This window comes from Pseudolysinimonas sp., assembly GCF_039912695.1.
GTDB lineage: Bacteria > Actinomycetota > Actinomycetes > Actinomycetales > Microbacteriaceae > Pseudolysinimonas_A.
The window spans coordinates 46,094-63,949 of the sequence record NZ_JBDSPJ010000021.1 but is presented as its reverse complement, the minus strand read 5'-3'; the positions used below and the strand labels follow the sequence as shown (position 1 = coordinate 63,949).

Here is a 17,856-nt window from a genome sequence, read left to right as displayed (position 1 = left end):
TTCAGTTTGCCAGGTGGCGAGGCGGTACCGTGGCGCCATGGTTCCGCTGCCCAACCTCCTCGGATTTCTGGCAGCGGCAATCGTGCTGGTCATCATGCCCGGACCGACGGTGCTGTTTGTGGTCGGTCGGTCGCTCGCGCTCGGGCGCCGCGGCGGACTGCTCAGCGTGCTCGGCAATGAGATCGGGATGACGCCGATCGTGTTCGCGGTCGCCTTCGGGGTCGGGGCGATCGTCGCGTCGTCGGTGATCATCTTCACGATCCTGAAGATCGTCGGTGCCGCCTACCTCGTCTACCTCGGTATCCAGGCCATCCGGCATCGCAAGCAGACCGCGGCTGCCGTGCAAAATTCCTCTGCAGCACCGAAATCGACGTTGCGGCTGATCGGTGAAGGCGCGCTCGTCGGAATTACCAACCCGAAGGCGATCGCGTTTTTCGTCGCGATCCTTCCGCAGTTCGTCGACCCCCGCGCAGGCTGGGTCCCGGGGCAGATGCTGATCTTGGGCGGAATCTTCGTCGGCCTCGCGCTAATCAGCGATGGCTGTTGGGCGCTCGCGGCGGGGTCGGCGCGAGACTGGTTCGCGAAGTCACCGAAGCGCGTGGAACGGCTCGGCGCGACCGGGGGCGTCATGATGATCGGCCTGGGTGGCGTGCTGCTCTTCACCGGGACGAAGAGTTAGAGAGGCCGTCCTCCACAGGGGGGTGGTTGCGCGGGCTTTCAACAGAACGCTTTGTCTATCTAGTACATACGTTCGAATGTTGAGACAATGGATGCATGCCCGCCCTCGACCTCCTCGATGTCGCGCCCGCGACGATGAGCGACGTCGACCTGCTCGATGCCGGCCGTGCGCTCGGCGAGACGCTGCGCCGGGTCCGGGCCGCGTGCGCCGCCGTCGCGGCGGAGATCGACCACCGTTCGCGCCGCGAGCTCGGACTGCAGGGGCTCGCGCAACGCACCGGAGCCCACACCGCTGAGAACCTGGTGCAGCAGGTGACCGACATCTCCCACCGCGAGGCCGCCAGCCTGGTGAGAGTGGGCACTCTATTGACTCCGGATGCCGATCCCTGGCTTGCTTCGGTTGGTACGGCGGTGAAAGCTGGGCACGTTTCGATCGAGAAGGCGGATGCGATCCGTGCCGGTCTCGGGTTCCCCACCGGTGACGTTGCGGCCGATGACCTCGCCGACGCCGCCCAGCGCCTCGCAACGCTCGCCCCCACGATGACCGTTGAGAACGTCGCCGCCCGGGCGCGGGAGTATCGGGATGACTTGGACGAGGCGGGGGTGAAAGATCGTGAGCGCCTCATGCACGACAAGCGGTACATGTCGTTCGTCAAACAATCCGACGGCATGCTGCGGGTCAACGGTCTGCTCGATGGCGAAGGTGGCGCGCTGGTCATGGCCGCGTACGACGCCAGCACCTCACCCCGGCGCGGTGGTCCCCGGTTCGTCGACGCCGAAACGCGGGCGGCGCACGATGCGATCCTCAACGACCCACGCACCGTCGGGCAGATCACCGCCGACACGTTCGTCGAACTGATCCGCCTCGCCACCGCCGCCGACCCGAAGATCCTCCCGGCAGCTCCTCGTCATGCAGTTCAAGTGCTGGTCACCGCCGCCGACTTGCGGTCGCACACCGGAGCTGCCTTCTTCCGTGGGCAGCCCGACCCCGTGTCAGTCGAAACCGCGGAACGCCACATCTGCAACGCCGGAACCCAAACCATCATGTTCAACCTCGACGGGGAACCATTCCAAGTCGGCAACCTTCAACGTCTCTACTCCTCCCGTCAAAGAAAAGCCCTCGAAGCCAGAGACGGAGGCTGCAGGTTCCCCGAATGCGACCGGCCCGCCTCCTGGACCGAAGCGCACCACATCATCCACTGGTCACACGGCGGCAAAACCGACATCGCCAACGGAATCCTCCTCTGCCGACACCATCACATGCTGATCCACGACAACGGATGGCAGATCATCCGAAACGGACCCAACGACTACTCAGTCGTGCCACCCCGAACCCTAGATCCGGCGCAAACACCGATCCCCATGCCCGCTCGATCTCGAGTTGCTGCTCGGCTCAACACGTAGCGGGAGCAACCCGATTCCGACGGCTCAGCCGATGCTGACCTGCACCTCGTGCAGACCGGTCGCACCGTCGGGCACGACGTTGGCGAGCGCCGAGGTCTGAACCTCACCGTCGGATCCGGTCGCCCGGCAGCGCAGCACGTGCGACCCGGATGTGGCGTTCCAGGTGTACCGCCACTGCACCCAGGTGTCGGCGGAGATGGCGGTGGCCAACTCGGCTTCCCGCCACGGGCCGTCGTCGACCTGAACTTCGACTTTCGAGATCCCGGTGTGCTGATGCCAGGCGACCCCCGCCACCACGACGTCGCCGGCCGCAGTGTTGCGATTGGGCACGTCGATGCGTGAGGAGATCTTGATCGGGCCGTGATCACTCCAGCCGCGCACGGTCCAGTACGCGGCGGCTGCCGAGAACGTAGTGACCTCGAGGTCGGTCACCCACTTCGTCGCTGAGACGTAGCCGTAGAGACCGGGCACCACCATTCGCACCGGAAAGCCGTGTTCGAGCGGTAGCAGCTCGCCGTTCATGCCGACGGCCAAAATCGCGTTGCGGTCGTCTTGCAGCGCTTCGATCGGGGTGCTCGCGGTGAAACCGTCGGAGCTCTTGGAGAACACCATGTTGGCGCCGCTCTTCGGCTTGGCGCGCTCGAGCAGGTGGCGAATGGGGTAGCCAAGCCATCGGGCGTTGCCGATCAGCGATCCACCGACCTCGTTCGACACGCACATCAGGGTTGTGATGCTCTCTTCAAGCGGGAGGGCGAGCAGTTCGTCCCAAGTGATGACCACCTCGTTTTCGACCAGACCGTGGATGCGCAAACTCCAGGTGGTCGGGTCGATGATCGGCACCTGCAGCGCGGTATCGATCCGGTAGAACTCACGGTTCGGGGTGATGATCGGGCTGAGTCCGTCGATGCCGAAATCGGCCGCAGCGGGGACCGGCGCGGCGGCGGTCGACGGGGCCGGAAGGTGAATCGCGCTGCGAACGGCGGTGGCGGCGCGCGCCCCGGCCTGAAGTGCGAAGCCGCCCAGCGCGCCGAGTGCGCCGAGCGCGGTTGCCCCGCCCGCCCAGCCCAAGAATCGGCGCCGGCTGACATCGGTGGCCTTCGGGGTGTCCGACGGCTTTCGGCGCAGCAGGGCGGTGAGGGCGACCGACGCGGCGATCATGGCGACCGCAGCTGGAATCGAATCGAAGATCGAGGAGCCCGCACGGGTGATCGCGGCGCCCATCCCGAACAGCCCGCCCGCAATGATGAGCACCCGGCCGATTGGCGGGCGGAGGTTCTGCAACACGCCGGCGGCGGCCGCAACGAGGGCCAGGGCCACGGCAATGCCGGTTAGCAGCGCCGCTTTGTCGCCGGTGCCAAAGAGCGAGATCGCCGCATCCTTGGCCCAGGGTGGCGCGAGGTCGATCAGCAATGAGCCGACGACCAGTACCGGGCTCGCCGCAGGGGCAAGAACGCCGGCCACAAGTTCGGCGACACCGAGCCCGAACGCGACGGACACGACGCCCGAGATTGATGGCCACAGCCACCTACTCGACAAGCTCACCCGGCCTGACTTGGCGGGATCGCCCGACACCTGCCTGCTCGACATGGGGGGAGCCTACGCGCCGCGGCCGCGTCGAACCGGGCGCCCGGATGACAAGCTGATTACGGTGTCGGCGTGCGGGCGTCGTAGAGCCGGAAGGTGCGCTGCACCCGCACCAGAATCGCGATCAGGGCGATGATCAGGATGCCGCCCAGCGCCGGCGGGAACCACAGAGCCACCGCGGTGGCCAGGATGCCGACGTAGAGGTCGCCGATGCGCGGTCCACCGGTGACGACGACGGTGAAGATGCCCTGCAGGCGTCCGCGCATCCCGTCGGGGGCCGCCATCAGCAGCATCGTGCCGCGGAAGATCGCACTGATCTCGTCGCTGGCGCCCATGCCGAGCATCGCGATCGCGGCGACGACGAGAGCTACCGGGTTGGCGTCATGAATCGAGATGCCGATGGGAGCAACCCAGCCATTCGCCTGAAATACCTGCATGCCGAGCACCGTGAGCCCGAGCATCAGCACGAAGCCGCCGTAGATCGTGATCGCGCGACCGATCGCAATGCCGTGCCGATGCACGTGCCCGACCGGCCCCGAGAACAGGCTTGCGAGAAACGTGCCGATCGCCATTGACGCGGTGAGGATGCCGACCGTCACAGCGCCGCCCCCGAAAACCAGCGCGCCGAGCGCCGGGAACAACACGTGGGGTCGCCCGAAGGTCATCGCGACGATGTCAACGATGAACGACATACGGATGTTGGGGGCGTTCCGCAGGAAGTCGAGCCCCTGCCTGAGCGACTTGAGACCGGGGCGCTCGACCCCCTCCGAGGGTGCCATCGCGGGAAGGGTGATGATGCCCAGGAACATGGCCGAAAACAGGAGGACATCAACCAGGTAGGTCCAGCCGAAGCCGACCGAGGCGACGAGAACTCCGGCGAGGGCGGGGCCGACCGTGAGCATGAATCCGAAGGAGATGCCGTTGAGCGCGCTCGCCGCGGGGACGAGGTTCGCGGGCAACAGCCGAGGGGTGACGGATGCCCGGGTCGTCATCTGCACGGTCGAGGCGACCGAACCGAGGGTCGCGAGCAGATAGAGCGGCCAGACCGGGATCGGGCCGGTCACGGTTGCGTCGAGGAAAGCGATCACCGCGATCGTCGCCGTCGCCGCCCAGCCGATCAGGGCGCTGATGATCAGCACCCGTTTGCGGTCGAAAGCATCCGCGATCATGCCGCCCCAGAGTCCGGCGATGATCATCGGAATCAGCCCGATGCCGCCGACCAGTGACACGGCAAACGTCGACTTCGTGAGGTCGTAGACCTGGAGGCCGACGGCGACGAGGGTGAGCTGGGCGCCGATTCCCGAAATTGCGCCACCGAACCAGAGCCGAGCGAAGGCCGGCGAGATGCGCAGCGGGGTGATGTCGACGAACCGTCGACGCTTCGGGGTGGGCTCGTCGCTCTCATTGCCGGGGTTGGTGCCGGCGCCGTGACTCACTAGACCAAGAATACGGGGCGCGTGGAACACCGTGCTTGCTGGCGGCTTGTCGCGCATGGCTGACCGTTGTGCCGGTCGACTCGGCCCCGTTCCGGCGCTTAGCTCGGCGTCATGACCTCCACCCTCACGGATCAGACGGTGTTCGACCGCGACAGCGCGATCGAGCACTTCGCCGCGAAACTGCGATTCGAAACCGACCCAACGGATGTCGCAGCAGCCCTCGCGGACGGCGACGATTTCGTACTCGTCGACTCCCGCGGTCACGCATCGTGGCATCAGGGCCGTGCGGCGGGCGCCATCCACCTGCCGACCGCCGAGATCGCCGAGCGGGCACCGGCCGAGATCCCGATCACGACTCCGGTCGTCGTCTACTGCTGGGGTCCGGGCTGCAACGGCTCGACCCGAGCCGCGCTGCAGTTCAGCCGCCTCGGCTATGAGGTGCGCGAAATGATCGGCGGCTTCGAATATTGGGCCAGGGAAGGGTTGCAAGTGATCGACGACAACGGCCCCGTAGAACGAGGCATCGACGCCCTCACCGCACCAACAACGTCAGGATCGACCGCGGACGGCATCAGCTGCGACTGCTAACCGGCCATTCTGGATACTGAACATGCCCATCAAGGGCTGAACGGCATCCATTCCGTTCATTCTGTATACAGAGCGTAAGAAACCCCAGTAATCTGAACCGGTGCGAGCGAGCGACCGGGCGTATCAGGAACTCCGGGAGGAGATTCTGACCTGGCGCCTAGTGCCCGGAACCGCGCTGTCGGAAATCGACCTCGCCGAACGCCTGGGGATTTCGCGCACCCCGCTGCGGGCCGCCCTCGCCCGCCTGTCGCTCGAGGGCCTGGTCGACACCTCCCGCGGACGCACAGGGGTGGTTTCCGATGTGTCGGCGGCCAGCATCACCGAGCTGTTCGAACTGCGCGAAGCACTCGAAACCGCTGCTGCGCGGATCGCGTCACTGCGGCGCGATCCGGCCGTGTTCGAGCGGCTCACCGAGCGGTTCGAGGCGGCCCCGCTCCTGCTGAACCGAGGGGATGTCGAGGCGTACTACGCGCTCGTCGCCGACTTCGATGCGGCCCTCGACGTCGCCCTCGACAACCCGGTGTTCCGCGGGGCTCTCGACGGCATCCGGCTGCATCTCGCGCGCGCTCGACGGATCGCGACCGACAACCCCGAGCGGCTGATCCGTTCGGCCGAGGAGCACCGGTTGATCTGCGCGGCGATTCGGGATGGCGACGGCACCTTCGCCGCGTCCGCCACGACCGTGCACCTGAAAGCCTCGCTTGCGACGATTCTCGCGACGCTCGAAAACCGCTTAGTTCCCCAAGATTCCCCCACGCTGAAAGGCAGCGCATGAAGCTTTACCCGGTTCGCACCTACCGATCCGACGAGAACCTCGCGAAAGAAGACGAACTCGCCTGGCGGATCGCGCAGGTCGCGGTCGACCCGGTCGCCGTCACGGATGCCGTGACCGAGATGGTGATCAACCGCGTCATCGACAACGCCGCAGTTGCGGTCGCCTCAATCGGGCGCGCGCCAGCGGTTGCCGCGCGCGGGCAGGCGCAGGCGCATCCGGTCGTCTTCGGCGGAGCGCAGAGCGGCCTCGGTGCGACGGTCTTCGGCATCGGCGGACGGTTCAGCCCCGAGTGGGCTGCCTTCGCGAACGGGGTCGCCGTGCGCGAACTCGACTACCACGACACGTTCCTCGCGGCGGAGTACTCGCACCCGGGTGACAACATCCCGCCGATCCTCGCCGTCGCACAGCACGCCGGCCGGGATGGCGCAGCCCTCGTGCGCGGGATCGCCACCGGGTACGAGATTCAGGTCGACCTGGTCAAGGCGATCAGTCTGCACGCGCACAAGATCGACCACGTCGCCCACCTCGGCCCCTCGGCGGCGGCCGGCATCGGCACGCTGTTGGGACTCGACGCCGAGACGATCTACCAGGCGATCGGTCAGGCACTGCATACGACCACCGCCACCCGCCAGTCGCGCAAGGGCGCGATTTCGACCTGGAAGGCCTACGCCCCGGCCTTCGCCGGCAAGATGGCGATCGAGGCGATTGACCGGGCGATGCGCGGGCAGACCAGTCCGTCGCCGATCTGGGAGGGCGAGGATGGCGTCATCGCCTGGCTGCTCGACGGACCCGAAGGTCGCTACGAGGTGCCCCTCCCCGAACCCGGTGAAGCCAAACTCGCCATCCTCGACACCTATACGAAAGAGCATTCGGCCGAGTATCAGGCCCAAGCGTGGATCGATCTGGCCCGCCGACTGGGAACCGAGCACCCCGAGCTGCGGGATCCGGCCAACGTCCAGAACATCGTGTTGGCGACGAGTCACCACACTCACAACGTGATCGGGTCGGGTTCGAACGACCCGCAGAAGTACGACCCGACCGCGAGCCGGGAAACGCTCGACCACTCGATTCCGTACATCTTCGCCGTCGCCCTTCAAGACGGAACGTGGGATCACGAGACTTCGTATGCGCCCGAGCGTGCGCAGCGCCCCGACACCGTCGAGTTGTGGCACAAAGTGCACACCGTCGAAGACCCCGAGTGGACGCGCCGGTACCACTCGAACGACCCGGCCGAGAAGGCGTTCGGCGGTCGCGTCGAGATCACCTGGGCCGACGGCTCGACACTCGTGGATGAGATCGCGGTCGCCGACGCTCATCCGCTCGGCGCCCGGCCGTTCGCCCGCGAGCAGTACATCGAGAAGTTCCGCACCCTCGCCGCTGGGGTGCTCGAACCTGCCGAGATCGAGCGGTTCCTCGGGGTCGCGCAGCGGCTGCCGCACCTCGTTGCCGATGAGCTCGCCGGCCTCAACGTGATTGCCTCAGGACTTCCGGTCGCTCCGAAGGGACTGTTCTGATGTTGCATTCCACGGTCACGCCGACCGAGAAGCGGGCAGCGTTCCGGGCGGGCCTCACGAGCGGAACCATCCAACGGTTCCCCGGTGCGTTCACGCCATTGAGCGCGGCTCTCATCCAAGAGAAGGGGTTCGAGGGCGTCTACATCTCGGGTGCCGTGATGGCGAACGAGCTGGGTTTGCCCGACATCGGCCTCACCACGCTGAGCGAGGTTGCCCAGCGCGGCGCGCAGATCGCGCGCACGACCGATCTGCCCGCCTTGATCGACGGCGACACCGGATTCGGCGAGCCGATGAACGTCGCCCGCACGGTTCAGGTGCTCGAAGACGCCGGCGTCGCGGGCGTTCACTTCGAAGATCAGGTCAACCCCAAACGCTGCGGGCACCTCGATGGCAAAGAGGTCGTCGACGAGCAGACCGCGGTCAACCGCATCCGGGCCGCTGTCGCGGCGCGTCGTGACCCGAACTTCGTGATCATGGCGCGTACCGACATTCGTGGGGTGTCGGGCTCCGGGAAGGAGGGGTTGGCGGCGGCGACCGATCGGGCGAAGGCATTTGTGGATGCCGGCGCCGACGCGATCTTCGCCGAAGCAATGGCCGACCTCTCAGAGTTCGACGCGATGCGGGCCGCGGTCGACGTGCCGATCCTCGCGAACATGACCGAGTTCGGAAAATCCGACCTGTTCACGGTGCAGCAGTTGCAGGATGTCGGGGTGAACATGGTGATCTTCCCGGTGTCGCTGCTACGGATCGCGATGGGTGCGATCGAACGCGGACTCGATGCTCTCGCCAACGAGGGGTCGCTGACGTCGCAGGTGCCCACGATGCTGACTCGGGCGCGACTTTACGAGCTCGTCGACTACTCCGCCTACGCCGAATTCGACGCGGGCGTCTTCACCTTCGATCTGAACAACAACAGGAGCAACTGATGGCCGAGGCCCAGCCCGAGATCAAGAAGGGACTCGCGGGCGTCATCGTCGACACCACGGCGATCTCGAAGGTCAACCCCGATACCAACTCGCTGCTGTATCGCGGCTACCCGGTTCAGGAGCTCGCCGACAAGTGCTCGTTCGAGGAGGTCGCGTATCTGCTCTGGAACGGCGAACTTCCGAACGAGAAGCAACTCGCCGATTTCGAGCAACTTGAGCGCTCGCGCCGGCACCTGCCCGATCTCGCGAAGCAGACGATCGACCTGCTCCCGGTCGACGCCCACCCGATGGATGTCGTGCGCACCGCGGTCAGTGCGATCGGCGCTGCTGATCCCGACGCGGCGAACTCGACGCCTGAGGCCAACCTGGACAAGGCGATCACGCTGTTCGCCCAACTGCCGGCGATCGTGGCCTACATCCAGCGTCGCCGTCGCGGTCAAGACCTGGTCGAGCCGCGGGACGACCTCGGCTACTCGGCGAACTTCCTGCACATGACGTTCGGTAAGGTGCCCGACGTCGTGGTGGTGACGGCGTTCGACATCTCGATGATCCTGTACGCCGAGCACTCGTTCAACGCATCCACCTTCACCGCCCGGGTCGTCACGTCGACCCTCGCCGATCTGTACTCCGCGGTCACCGCCGCGATCGGTGCGCTGAAGGGTCCGCTCCATGGCGGCGCCAACGAGGCGGTCATGCACACTTTCGACGAAATCGGCACGGCGTCGAAGGCGCAGAAGTGGCTTGATGACGCTCTCGCCGAGAAGCGCAAGATCATGGGCTTCGGCCACCGGGTCTACAAGAGCGGCGACTCGCGGGTTCCGACGATGAAGGCTGCTCTCGACACGTTGGTCGCAGAGTACGACCGACCCGATCTGCTCGATCTGTACGAGGCACTTGAGGCGGCGATGGATGACCGCAAGGGGATCAAACCGAACCTCGACTACCCCTCGGGACCCGCGTACCACCTGATCGGTTTCGAGACCGAGCTCTTCACGCCGCTGTTCGTGGCTGCGCGGGTGACCGGCTGGACGGCGCACATCCGCGAGCAGCTCGAAGCCAATGCGCTCATCCGCCCGCTCTCGCTCTACGTCGGACACGAGGAACGTCACATCGCGGAGTGACCCCGGTGCGGGGAGAGCGCAAGCCCCCGGCTTGTCGGTGAAGCCGGTGATACGGTCCGGGAATGTCGCGAATCGTGGCGGTGGCTCCGGTGCTGCCGAAATACTCCTACGCGCAGAGCGACATCACCGCGGAACTCTCCGACCTGATCACGCAGGATGCCAAGAAGCGCGCCGTGCTAGCGCGCTTCCATTCTTCGGCCGGTATCGGCACCCGCCACACCGTGCTGCCGCTTGAGCAGTATCGCGATCTGACGTCGTTCGGCGATGCCAACGACATCTGGATTCGGGAGGGCACCGACCTCGCCGCTCGAGCCGTCACCGCCGCCCTCGCAACTGCGGGTCTCACCGCGGAGGACGTCGACTACCTCTTCTTCACCTCGGTGACCGGTATCGCCGCTCCCAGCATTGATGCCCGCCTGGTGCCGATCCTCGGGTTGCGGCGCAACGTAAAACGGCTGCCGTCGTTTGGGCTCGGCTGCGTGGCGGGGGCCGCCGGTCTGGCGAGGTTGCACGACTACCTGCTGGGGCACCCGCGTGAGATCGCGGTGCTGGTGTCGGTCGAGCTCTGCTCGCTGACGCTGCAGCGCGACGACGACTCCGTCGCCAACTATGTCGCGAGCGGGCTGTTCGGCGACGGAGCCGCCGCCGTGGTGGTCGCGGGTGCGGAGCGGGCGGCCGAACTCGGGCTACCCGGCCCCGACATCCTGGGGTCGCGCACGGTGCTGTATCCCGACAGCGAAAGCGTCATCGGTTGGGATATCGGCGGCACCGGGTTTCGGATCGTGTTGACCGCCGCGGTCTCGGAGACCATCGACGCGAACATCGAGAACGACGTGAGCGGGTTGCTCGCCGACCACGATGTCGAGCGCGACCAGGTCACCGCCTGGATCGCGCACCCCGGCGGACCGCGCGTGCTGGAAGCGTTCGAGAAGGGGCTGTCGCTCGAACGGTCGGATCTCGCCGCATCGTGGAAGTCGCTCGACGCTGTCGGCAACCTGTCGTCGTCGTCGGTGTTGCATGTGCTCGCCGACATGTTCGTGCAGCCCGCCGGCAGCCACGGCGTGCTGTTCGCCCTCGGGCCAGGAGTGACGAGCGAGTACGTCTTACTGAGGTGGGCCGCATGAGCCTCATCCTGTTCACCGTGCTGATACTCGTCACCGGTGGCGAACGGATCGTCGAACTCGTCGTCTCGAAGCGGCACGCGGCCTGGGCCTTCGCGCGCGGCGGCATCGAGTCGGCACGCGGGCACTTTCCCGCGATGGTCACGCTGCACACCGGGCTGCTGCTCGGCGCGCTCGCCGAAGCTTGGTTCGTGCCGCGTCCGTTCATCCCCGGGTTGGGGTGGCCGATGTTGGCCATCGCTCTGCTGTGCCAAGCCGGCCGGTACTGGGTGATCTGGGCGCTCGGCAACCAGTGGAACACCCGGGTGATCGTCGTGCCGGGGATGGCGTTGCAACGGCGCGGCCCATACCGGTTCGCCTGGCTGCCGCATCCCAATTACCTGATCGTCGCGATCGAAGGGATCGCGCTGCCGCTCGTGCACACAGCGTGGATCACCGCGATCGCGTTCACGGTGCTCAACGCGATCCTGCTGCTCGGGTTTCGGATCCCGGCCGAGGAGCGAGCACTCAGGGCCGGGTCTACAGTCCAAGCATGAGTGACGACGCCGAGGTTCTCGTAGTCGGAGGCGGACCGGTCGGGTTGGCCGCCGCGATCGAGGCCCGGCTCGCGGGGCTCGACGTGGTGGTGGCCGAACCGCGCGACGGGGCCATCGACAAGGCCTGCGGCGAGGGACTGATGCCCGGCGCGCTGCCTGCGCTGGCACGGCTCGGAGTCGATCCGAAAGGGATGCCATTCGTGGGAATCGTCTACCGCGACGGCCGGTCACGGGTTGAACATCGCTTTCGGGGTGGCCCCGGCCGCGGGGTGCGACGCACCGTTCTGCACGCGGCACTTCGGGCACGCGCCTCTGAGGTTGGGGTGCGTTTCACGTCAGCACGCGTCGAGTCGTTCACCCAACGTGCCGGGATGGTGGCCGCCGGAGACATCAGGGCGCGCTGGCTGATCGGTGCCGACGGCCTGCACTCCGCGATCGCCCGGGAGGCCGGACTCGCACGACCCACACCGAAGCCGAGGCGGAGGTTCGGGCAGCGCAAACATTTCGCGCTCGCACCCTGGTCGGAGTTCGTCGAGGTGACCTGGACGCCGCTCGGCGAGTTGTACCTGACGCCGATCGCCGAAGACCAGGTGGGTGTCGCCCTGCTCGCCCGACGCGGCGTGCATTTCGACGACGCGGTTGCGGCAAGCCCCGAACTCGCCGCCCGTCTGGCCGGTGCGACCGCGACCTCAGAACTGCGCGGCGCCGGGCCGCTGCGGCAGCACACCACGGCTCGCACCGCCGGCCGGGTGCTGCTGGTTGGCGACGCCTCGGGCTACGTCGACGCCCTCACCGGCGAGGGGCTGCGGATCGGGTTCGCGCAGGCTCGCGCCGCGATCGACGCGATCCGCTCCGACGACCCGGCGTCGTACGAACGCGCCTGGGAACGGGAGACCCGTGATTTCCGGCGACTCACGGGCACGCTCGTGAGCTTGGCCGCGTCTCCCGCGCGCGGTCTCGTGGTGCCCGCGGCATCCCGACTTCCGGGTGTCTTCGCCAGTGCGGTGGAGCGGCTCGCCCGTTAGTTGGGTGCTAGCCCGAGCACCTTGAGCAACTGGGCGGGGGTGTCGACGACCGCGACGGCCCCCGCGGTTTCCGACAGGGCGCCATACCCCCAGGTGACGTAGATCGTCGGCACGTCGTGTTCGCCGGCGCCGTGGATATCGTGGATGCGATCCCCGACCATCACCGGACGCGTGAGATCGGCGCCATCCGCCGCAAGTCGCCGCAGCGCCTCGGCCACGACATCCGCCTTCGCGCTGCGCAGTTCGTCGTCGCTCGCGCCGGCGAGTTCGTCGAAGTAGTGCTCGAGGCCGAAATGTTTCAGCACGAGGGTCGCGGGCGTCTCGGGTTTTGATGTTGCGAGCGACAGCGGGATGCGAGCTTCCGAGATCGTGCGCAGCACCTCAGCGACCCCCGGGTAGACCTGCGCGTCGAACACGCCGGTCTCGAGATATTTCGCGCGGTAGATCTCGAGTGCGCGCAGGGATTCTTCGAGGTCGAGGTGACCGAGATCGCGGAACGAGTCCATGATCGGCGGCCCCACCCAGGCCAGCAGTTCGGCCGGCGTCGGGATCGGTCGCCTCAGCTGCTGCATCGTGTACGCGAGCGTCGCGGTGATTCCGGGGGCCGAGTCGACGATCGTACCGTCGAGGTCGAAGAGGACCGCGGTGTAGGGATATCGGTCACTCATGGTTAGAACAGTTTGCTGTGTCCGGTCTCGAGACCGCGCATCGAGTCGTAATCCAAAACCAGGCAGAGGATGCCGCGATCGGTCGCCAGGGTGCGTGCCTGCGGCTTGATCTCCTGGGCCGCGAAGACTCCCGTGACGGGTGCGAGCAACGGATCGCGGTTCATCAACTCGAGGTACCGAGTGAGCTGCTCGACCCCGTCGATGTCGCCGCGCCGTTTGATCTCGACGGCGACCGTGGCTCCTGAGGCATCCCGCGCCAAGATGTCGACCGGACCGATGGCGGTCATGTACTCGCGGCGCACGAGCGTGTGACCTTCGCCCAGCACCTCGATCTGCTCGGCGAGAAGGCGCTGCAGGTCGGCTTCGACGCCGTCCTTCTGCAGCCCCGGGTCGACTCCCAGGTCATGCGTGGAGTCATGGATGATCTCGTGAATCGAGATCACCAGAAGGTCGGCGGTCTTCGCCTGCGTCACCCGCCAGACCTCGGTCACCCCTGCGGCCGCGAGATCGTCATCCACCTCTTCGACGCTCAACGTGCAGGGCGGGCTCATCCAGTTGAGCGGCTTGTAGCTCAGGGAGTCGGAGTGCACGAGCACGCTGCCGTCGGCCTTCAGAACGAGCAGTCGCGTGGCGAGGGGGAGGTGCGCCGAGAGCCGCCCGGCGTAGTCGACCGAGCACCGGGCGATGACGAGACGCACTATCCCAAGGTAATGGAGGTTGCGGGATCGCTTGGCGAGGCACTTCTTGCGCGAACTATTCCAAGGAGCACGAGCAGTGCGGAAAGCACTGTGAGAGTGATCGCCGCGAGCGTGGTAGCTCCCCGGAACTCCTCGGTCTGGGTGGAGGTCCAATCGGTTGTGGCGATGCTGCCCGTGAACATGGCGGCGATGATCATGCCGGAGACGGCGATGCCAATACCGGTGGTGAGTTCGCTCGAGGTGTCGATGAGGGCGGCGCCGATCGTCGTGCGGTCGGCAGGCAACCCGTTCATGACGTTATTGCCGGCAACGACTCCGACGATGCGCATTCCGGCGGCGACGAGTACGAGCGCGAGCGCGATCCAGAAGTATCCGACGTGACCGAACGCGGCGTAGACGGCGAGGCCGAGGACGACGACGACGGCGCTTACCCACGCGGCGTTCGCAAGCCCGATGCGTTTGATCAACGGCGAGATGATTGCCCCGCCTGCGATCAAGACCACCACTTGGGGGAGCATGCCCAGTGCCGCCTGCGCCGGTGTCCATCCCCAGTCGAGTTGAAGTTGCAGGGTCACGAGGTAGCCCAGCCCGGCAACTGCAAGGCCGGAGGCCGCCTTGAATGCGAGTCCGCTCGAGACCAGGGGACGCGCGATGAGCGCGAAGTCCAGGAGGGGATATTTGGTGGATCGCTGCCGCACGACGAACGCGGTGGCAAGAAGGATTACTGCCACAACAGCAACCCACGGTAGCCATGAACCCGCGCCCAGGTCGATGAAGAGGGTTGGCGCGATCAGTGCACCGACGATGGTGAGGGTGCCCAGCATTGCGCCAACGATGTCGATGGGATGGGCGCTGAGCTCGTCGCGCCGGTCAGCCGGAACGCCGAGCCTGATGAAGACAAGCGCGACGACGGCGATGGGAACGTTCACCAGCAGAAGCGCCTGCCAGGGTACGAAGCTGAGCGCGAGACCTCCCGCGGTAGGCCCGATTGCCAATCCAACGAGCCCGACCGTGGAAATGAGGGTGATGGCGCGAATTCGCAGCCGCTCGTCTGCGAATAGTCGGAAGGCGAGTGCGAGCGATCCTGGCGTGGTCATTGCAGCAGCAATCCCCATTACCGCCCGCACCGCGATGAGCTGCTCAACACTGCCCACGAACAAGGTCGCGGCACTCGCGACCGCGAGCAAGATGAGTCCTAACAGCATCACCTTGCGTCGGCCTGCGCGGTCGGCCAGCGCACTCAAAGCGATCATCAGGCCACCGAAAACCACAGCGTAGGAACTCGTGACCCATTGCAAAGCAATGGTGGAAGCATCGAGTTCGCGACCGATGGTCGGCAGTGCCACGTTGAGCACCGAATTGTCGAGCATTTCGAACAGGAATACCGCTGAGAGCCCTGTGAGGGCGAGCCACGCGGAGCGCAGTGTCTGTCGCTGGGTGGCGCCAATCGATGCTGGCTGGGATTCTTCGGCCTTTTCAGGAACCGGACGGTCATTGCTCATAGCGCACTCCTCATGATGGGAGAAGTGGCGAGTCATCGACCCGAGTGTGCGCTCAAGATATTTCTTGAGATTTTACTTCCTGTGTTCAACACCGTACCGCACAGCACGTGCCAGGCCAAAAGAGCGAAATACACGCCGAGAGCCGCCCGGCGTCGTCAACGGAACACCCGGGCGATGACGAGTCTCACCGTTTCAAAGCCACTGTGCCGGCGAGGGACCGGGCCACGCTCTTGAGGATCCGGAATGCGTCGATCTGCTCGGTCTGGGTCATGCCGGCAAGCATTCTCACCTCGACGGAGCGGACCGCCATCGATGCTCTGTCGAGACTCCGCTGGCCGTGCGGTGTGAGTCGTGTGGGGAGCACCTTTCCGGCGGGTGCCTTTGCGGGCCTGGTGACGTAGCCGTCTCGTTCCAGTATTTGGAGAAGCACGTTCATCGACTGTCGGGTTACGAACGCGCCCCGCGCGAGCTCCGAGTTCGACAAACCAGGTCGCTGGGCCAACAGCTCAAGGCAGGAGTAGTGCGTCACGGTCATCCCGAGCGGACGCAGTACCTCTTCCATGGCGGCGCGGAGCGCGCTGGCGGCTTCTTTGAGCAGGTAGCCCAGTGATGTCTCCAAATCAACACGGTCTTGACTCATGTCAGTATTCTGACATAGGTTGGTGTATGTCAGAAAACTGACACGCGACCAAGGAGAACCCTGATGCCCGCCACTGGCCCCGACTTCATCTCACTCCAAGTGAGCGATCTGGACGCTTCGCAGTCGTTCTACGAGCGCTACCTCGGCCTCGTCCGTTCGCAGGCCGGACCTCCCCACGCCGTCGTTTTCGAGACGAAGCCGATCGCGTTCGCCCTCCGCGACGTCCTTCCCGGCACCGACCTCGCAGCTGTGCCTCAGCCCGGGATCGGCGTCGCGATCTGGCTCCACGCCACCGAAGTCCAGGCCATCCACCATGCTCTTACCGCAGACGGTCACACCATCGTTGTGGCTCCCAACGACGGCCCGTTCGGCCGGACCTTCACCTTCGTCGACCCCGACGGATATCAGATCACTCTTCATGACCGGACCTGATTTCGTGGAGTCGGTGCAGGACGAACCTCGCGCGCGGCCGGGATGGCGAGTCCGGCCACCACGACGAGACCGAACGTGATCCACAGAGCATTCAAGATGCCGATGTGCTCGCCGACGAATCCGATGAGCGGCGGCCCGACGAGGAAGGCGCAGTAGGCGATCGTCGCGACGGCGCTCACCCGTGCGGCGGCGCCGATGGGATCGTCGCCGGCGGCCGACATCCCGACCGGGAAGCCGAGTGCGGCACCGAGCCCCCAGACCACAATGCCGACGATCATCATGGGGGTGTACGGCACCAGGATGACGGTGCCGAGGCCCAGCGCTGCCATCACGACAGCGACGCGCAGCACCGGCACGCGGCCGAATTTGTCGAGCAGCGGAACACCCGCGATGCGCCCGGCCGTCATCGAGACGCTGAACACGCCGAACAGCAGGGCGGCTTGCGAGTCGTCGAAACCGCGCTCGGTGCGCATCGCGATCGTCAGCCAGTCGTTCGCGGTGCCCTCCGAAAACGCCATGCCGAGAACGAGGACGCCGATCAGCAGGGTGCGCGGCTCAGCCAGCGCGGCCAGCTGCGACCGGAACCCGGACCGCTCTCCATTCGCCTCCGCAGCGGCCGCGGCATCGGTCGCGCGCGGCAGCAGTCGCGGGATGAAAACCGCCGCGACGAGCAGAACGACGCCGATCACGGCGAAATGGATGCCGGGCACGAGCAGCAGGGCCGCCGCGCCGGCGCCAATCGCTGCCCCCGAAACGGACCCGAGGCTCCATGCGGCGTGGAACCAGGGCATCAACGTGCGCCCCATCTCGCGTTCGACGACGGTCCCCTCGACGTTCATCGCGACGTCGCAGATCGACCACGCCACCCCGAAGACCGCCATCGACGCAATGGCCAGCGCGAAGAACGGCAGCACTGTCGTGGCGACAGCGAGCAACCCGAGGGCCGTGCCGCCCACGATGAAGGTGAGCACGATCGTGCGGCGCGGACCGAACCGATGGATGACGGCGGCCGCCCCGAGCAATCCCACGATCGAGCCGACCGACATCCCGAAGATGACGAGTCCGACCTGTGCGACTCCGAGGTGCAGGATGTCGCGGATCGCGGGGAGGCGGGAGATCCAGGTCGCGACGGCGAGCCCGTTGAGAGCGAACACGACGAAGACGCCGAACATGGCGCGGCGGTGGGGGGACGGTGCGGCGGACATCGG

18 protein-coding genes are annotated in these 17,856 nt (G+C 66.3%); 11 read left to right on the top strand and 7 right to left on the bottom strand.

Features of this window, described 5'->3' with window-relative positions; translation table 11 throughout:
• Positions 1 to 37 precede the first annotated feature (37 nt).
• Positions 38 to 679: a LysE family translocator gene (locus ABIR17_RS07635; RefSeq protein ID WP_348003785.1), complete on the top strand. Its 642-nt coding sequence runs from the start codon at positions 38 to 40 to the stop codon at positions 677 to 679.
• A 95-nt stretch (positions 680 to 774) separates the two neighbouring features.
• Positions 775 to 2,082, top strand: coding sequence for a DUF222 domain-containing protein (locus ABIR17_RS07630; RefSeq protein WP_348003784.1), 1,308 nt, complete (start codon positions 775 to 777; stop codon positions 2,080 to 2,082).
• Positions 2,083 to 2,106: 24 nt separating this feature from the next.
• Here ABIR17_RS07630 and ABIR17_RS07625 read toward each other — a convergent pair whose 3' ends face one another.
• A complete protein-coding gene (locus tag ABIR17_RS07625; protein ID WP_348003783.1) occupies positions 2,107 to 3,669 on the bottom strand; it encodes a molybdopterin-dependent oxidoreductase in 1,563 nt (520 codons plus the stop codon).
• A 56-nt stretch (positions 3,670 to 3,725) separates the two neighbouring features.
• A complete protein-coding gene (locus ABIR17_RS07620; protein ID WP_348003782.1) occupies positions 3,726 to 5,102 on the bottom strand; it encodes an MFS transporter in 1,377 nt (458 codons plus the stop codon).
• A gap of 111 nt (positions 5,103 to 5,213) precedes the next feature.
• Here ABIR17_RS07620 and ABIR17_RS07615 point away from each other — a divergent pair, with 111 nt between their 5' ends.
• The 8 genes from ABIR17_RS07615 to ABIR17_RS07580 all read left to right on the top strand — a co-directional run bounded on the left by ABIR17_RS07615 (position 5,214) and on the right by ABIR17_RS07580 (position 12,708).
• Positions 5,214 to 5,690 carry a rhodanese-like domain-containing protein gene (locus tag ABIR17_RS07615; RefSeq protein WP_348003781.1) on the top strand — a complete coding sequence of 159 codons (477 nt, stop codon included), beginning with the start codon at positions 5,214 to 5,216 and terminating at the stop codon, positions 5,688 to 5,690.
• Positions 5,691 to 5,790: 100 nt separating this feature from the next.
• Entirely contained in the window at positions 5,791 to 6,465 is a 675-nt protein-coding gene (locus tag ABIR17_RS07610; protein WP_348003780.1) for a GntR family transcriptional regulator, read from the top strand.
• Entirely contained in the window at positions 6,462 to 7,979 is a 1,518-nt protein-coding gene (locus tag ABIR17_RS07605; RefSeq protein WP_348003779.1) for an MmgE/PrpD family protein, read from the top strand. Before ABIR17_RS07610 ends, ABIR17_RS07605 begins: the two co-directional genes overlap by 4 nt.
• Complete coding sequence (gene prpB / locus ABIR17_RS07600; RefSeq protein WP_348003778.1) at positions 7,979 to 8,905, top strand: methylisocitrate lyase; 927 nt, start codon at positions 7,979 to 7,981, stop codon at positions 8,903 to 8,905. The genes ABIR17_RS07605 and prpB overlap by 1 nt, the downstream gene beginning before the upstream one ends.
• Positions 8,905 to 10,026 carry a bifunctional 2-methylcitrate synthase/citrate synthase gene (locus ABIR17_RS07595; RefSeq protein ID WP_348003777.1) on the top strand — a complete coding sequence of 374 codons (1,122 nt, stop codon included), beginning with the start codon at positions 8,905 to 8,907 and terminating at the stop codon, positions 10,024 to 10,026. Before prpB ends, ABIR17_RS07595 begins: the two co-directional genes overlap by 1 nt.
• Positions 10,027 to 10,088: 62 nt before the next feature.
• Positions 10,089 to 11,150 (top strand): type III polyketide synthase, encoded by a 1,062-nt coding sequence (locus tag ABIR17_RS07590; protein ID WP_348003776.1) that lies wholly within the window; start codon positions 10,089 to 10,091, stop codon positions 11,148 to 11,150.
• Positions 11,147 to 11,683, top strand: a complete 537-nt coding sequence (locus ABIR17_RS07585; RefSeq protein ID WP_348003775.1) for an isoprenylcysteine carboxylmethyltransferase family protein — start codon at positions 11,147 to 11,149, stop codon at positions 11,681 to 11,683. The genes ABIR17_RS07590 and ABIR17_RS07585 overlap by 4 nt, the downstream gene beginning before the upstream one ends.
• A complete protein-coding gene (locus tag ABIR17_RS07580; RefSeq protein ID WP_348003774.1) occupies positions 11,680 to 12,708 on the top strand; it encodes an FAD-dependent monooxygenase in 1,029 nt (342 codons plus the stop codon). Before ABIR17_RS07585 ends, ABIR17_RS07580 begins: the two co-directional genes overlap by 4 nt.
• Here the strand turns inward: ABIR17_RS07580 and ABIR17_RS07575 are convergent.
• The 4 genes from ABIR17_RS07575 to ABIR17_RS07560 form a co-directional block, all read right to left on the bottom strand.
• The gene (locus ABIR17_RS07575; protein ID WP_348003773.1) at positions 12,705 to 13,376 is read right to left on the bottom strand and encodes an HAD hydrolase-like protein; all 672 of its coding nucleotides are present in this window, start codon (positions 13,374 to 13,376) and stop codon (positions 12,705 to 12,707) included. The two genes, ABIR17_RS07580 and ABIR17_RS07575, sit on opposite strands and share 4 nt — an antisense overlap.
• A gap of 2 nt (positions 13,377 to 13,378) precedes the next feature.
• The gene (nucS, locus tag ABIR17_RS07570) at positions 13,379 to 14,074 is read right to left on the bottom strand and encodes an endonuclease NucS (protein ID WP_348003772.1); all 696 of its coding nucleotides are present in this window, start codon (positions 14,072 to 14,074) and stop codon (positions 13,379 to 13,381) included.
• A complete protein-coding gene (locus tag ABIR17_RS07565; protein WP_348003771.1) occupies positions 14,074 to 15,576 on the bottom strand; it encodes an MFS transporter in 1,503 nt (500 codons plus the stop codon). The genes nucS and ABIR17_RS07565 overlap by 1 nt, the downstream gene beginning before the upstream one ends.
• Positions 15,577 to 15,760: 184 nt before the next feature.
• Positions 15,761 to 16,216, bottom strand: coding sequence for a MarR family transcriptional regulator (locus ABIR17_RS07560; protein WP_348003770.1), 456 nt, complete (start codon positions 16,214 to 16,216; stop codon positions 15,761 to 15,763).
• 63 nt (positions 16,217 to 16,279) lie between these two features.
• Here ABIR17_RS07560 and ABIR17_RS07555 point away from each other — a divergent pair, with 63 nt between their 5' ends.
• Positions 16,280 to 16,648 (top strand): VOC family protein, encoded by a 369-nt coding sequence (locus ABIR17_RS07555; protein ID WP_348003769.1) that lies wholly within the window; start codon positions 16,280 to 16,282, stop codon positions 16,646 to 16,648.
• Here the strand turns inward: ABIR17_RS07555 and ABIR17_RS07550 are convergent.
• Positions 16,633 to 17,853: an MFS transporter gene (locus tag ABIR17_RS07550; RefSeq protein ID WP_348003768.1), complete on the bottom strand. Its 1,221-nt coding sequence runs from the start codon at positions 17,851 to 17,853 to the stop codon at positions 16,633 to 16,635. The genes ABIR17_RS07555 and ABIR17_RS07550 overlap by 16 nt on opposite strands.
• Positions 17,854 to 17,856: the final 3 nt, after the last annotated feature.

Bases quoted from the DNA above. Each gene is read 5' to 3' on its own strand.
- ABIR17_RS07635 (WP_348003785.1), top strand. From the start codon at position 38: ATGGTTCCGCTGCCCAACCTCCTCGGATTTCTGGCAGCGGCAATCGTG.
- ABIR17_RS07630 (WP_348003784.1), top strand. From the start codon at position 775: ATGCCCGCCCTCGACCTCCTCGATGTCGCGCCCGCGACGATGAGCGAC.
- ABIR17_RS07625 (WP_348003783.1), bottom strand. From the start codon at position 3,669: ATGTCGAGCAGGCAGGTGTCGGGCGATCCCGCCAAGTCAGGCCGGGTG.
- ABIR17_RS07615 (WP_348003781.1), top strand. From the start codon at position 5,214: ATGACCTCCACCCTCACGGATCAGACGGTGTTCGACCGCGACAGCGCG.
- ABIR17_RS07605 (WP_348003779.1), top strand. From the start codon at position 6,462: ATGAAGCTTTACCCGGTTCGCACCTACCGATCCGACGAGAACCTCGCG.
- prpB (WP_348003778.1), top strand. From the start codon at position 7,979: ATGTTGCATTCCACGGTCACGCCGACCGAGAAGCGGGCAGCGTTCCGG.
- ABIR17_RS07595 (WP_348003777.1), top strand. From the start codon at position 8,905: ATGGCCGAGGCCCAGCCCGAGATCAAGAAGGGACTCGCGGGCGTCATC.
- ABIR17_RS07590 (WP_348003776.1), top strand. From the start codon at position 10,089: ATGTCGCGAATCGTGGCGGTGGCTCCGGTGCTGCCGAAATACTCCTAC.
- ABIR17_RS07585 (WP_348003775.1), top strand. From the start codon at position 11,147: ATGAGCCTCATCCTGTTCACCGTGCTGATACTCGTCACCGGTGGCGAA.
- ABIR17_RS07580 (WP_348003774.1), top strand. From the start codon at position 11,680: ATGAGTGACGACGCCGAGGTTCTCGTAGTCGGAGGCGGACCGGTCGGG.
- ABIR17_RS07575 (WP_348003773.1), bottom strand. From the start codon at position 13,376: ATGAGTGACCGATATCCCTACACCGCGGTCCTCTTCGACCTCGACGGT.
- ABIR17_RS07565 (WP_348003771.1), bottom strand. From the start codon at position 15,576: ATGAGCAATGACCGTCCGGTTCCTGAAAAGGCCGAAGAATCCCAGCCA.
- ABIR17_RS07560 (WP_348003770.1), bottom strand. From the start codon at position 16,216: ATGAGTCAAGACCGTGTTGATTTGGAGACATCACTGGGCTACCTGCTC.
- ABIR17_RS07555 (WP_348003769.1), top strand. From the start codon at position 16,280: ATGCCCGCCACTGGCCCCGACTTCATCTCACTCCAAGTGAGCGATCTG.
- ABIR17_RS07550 (WP_348003768.1), bottom strand. From the start codon at position 17,853: ATGTCCGCCGCACCGTCCCCCCACCGCCGCGCCATGTTCGGCGTCTTC.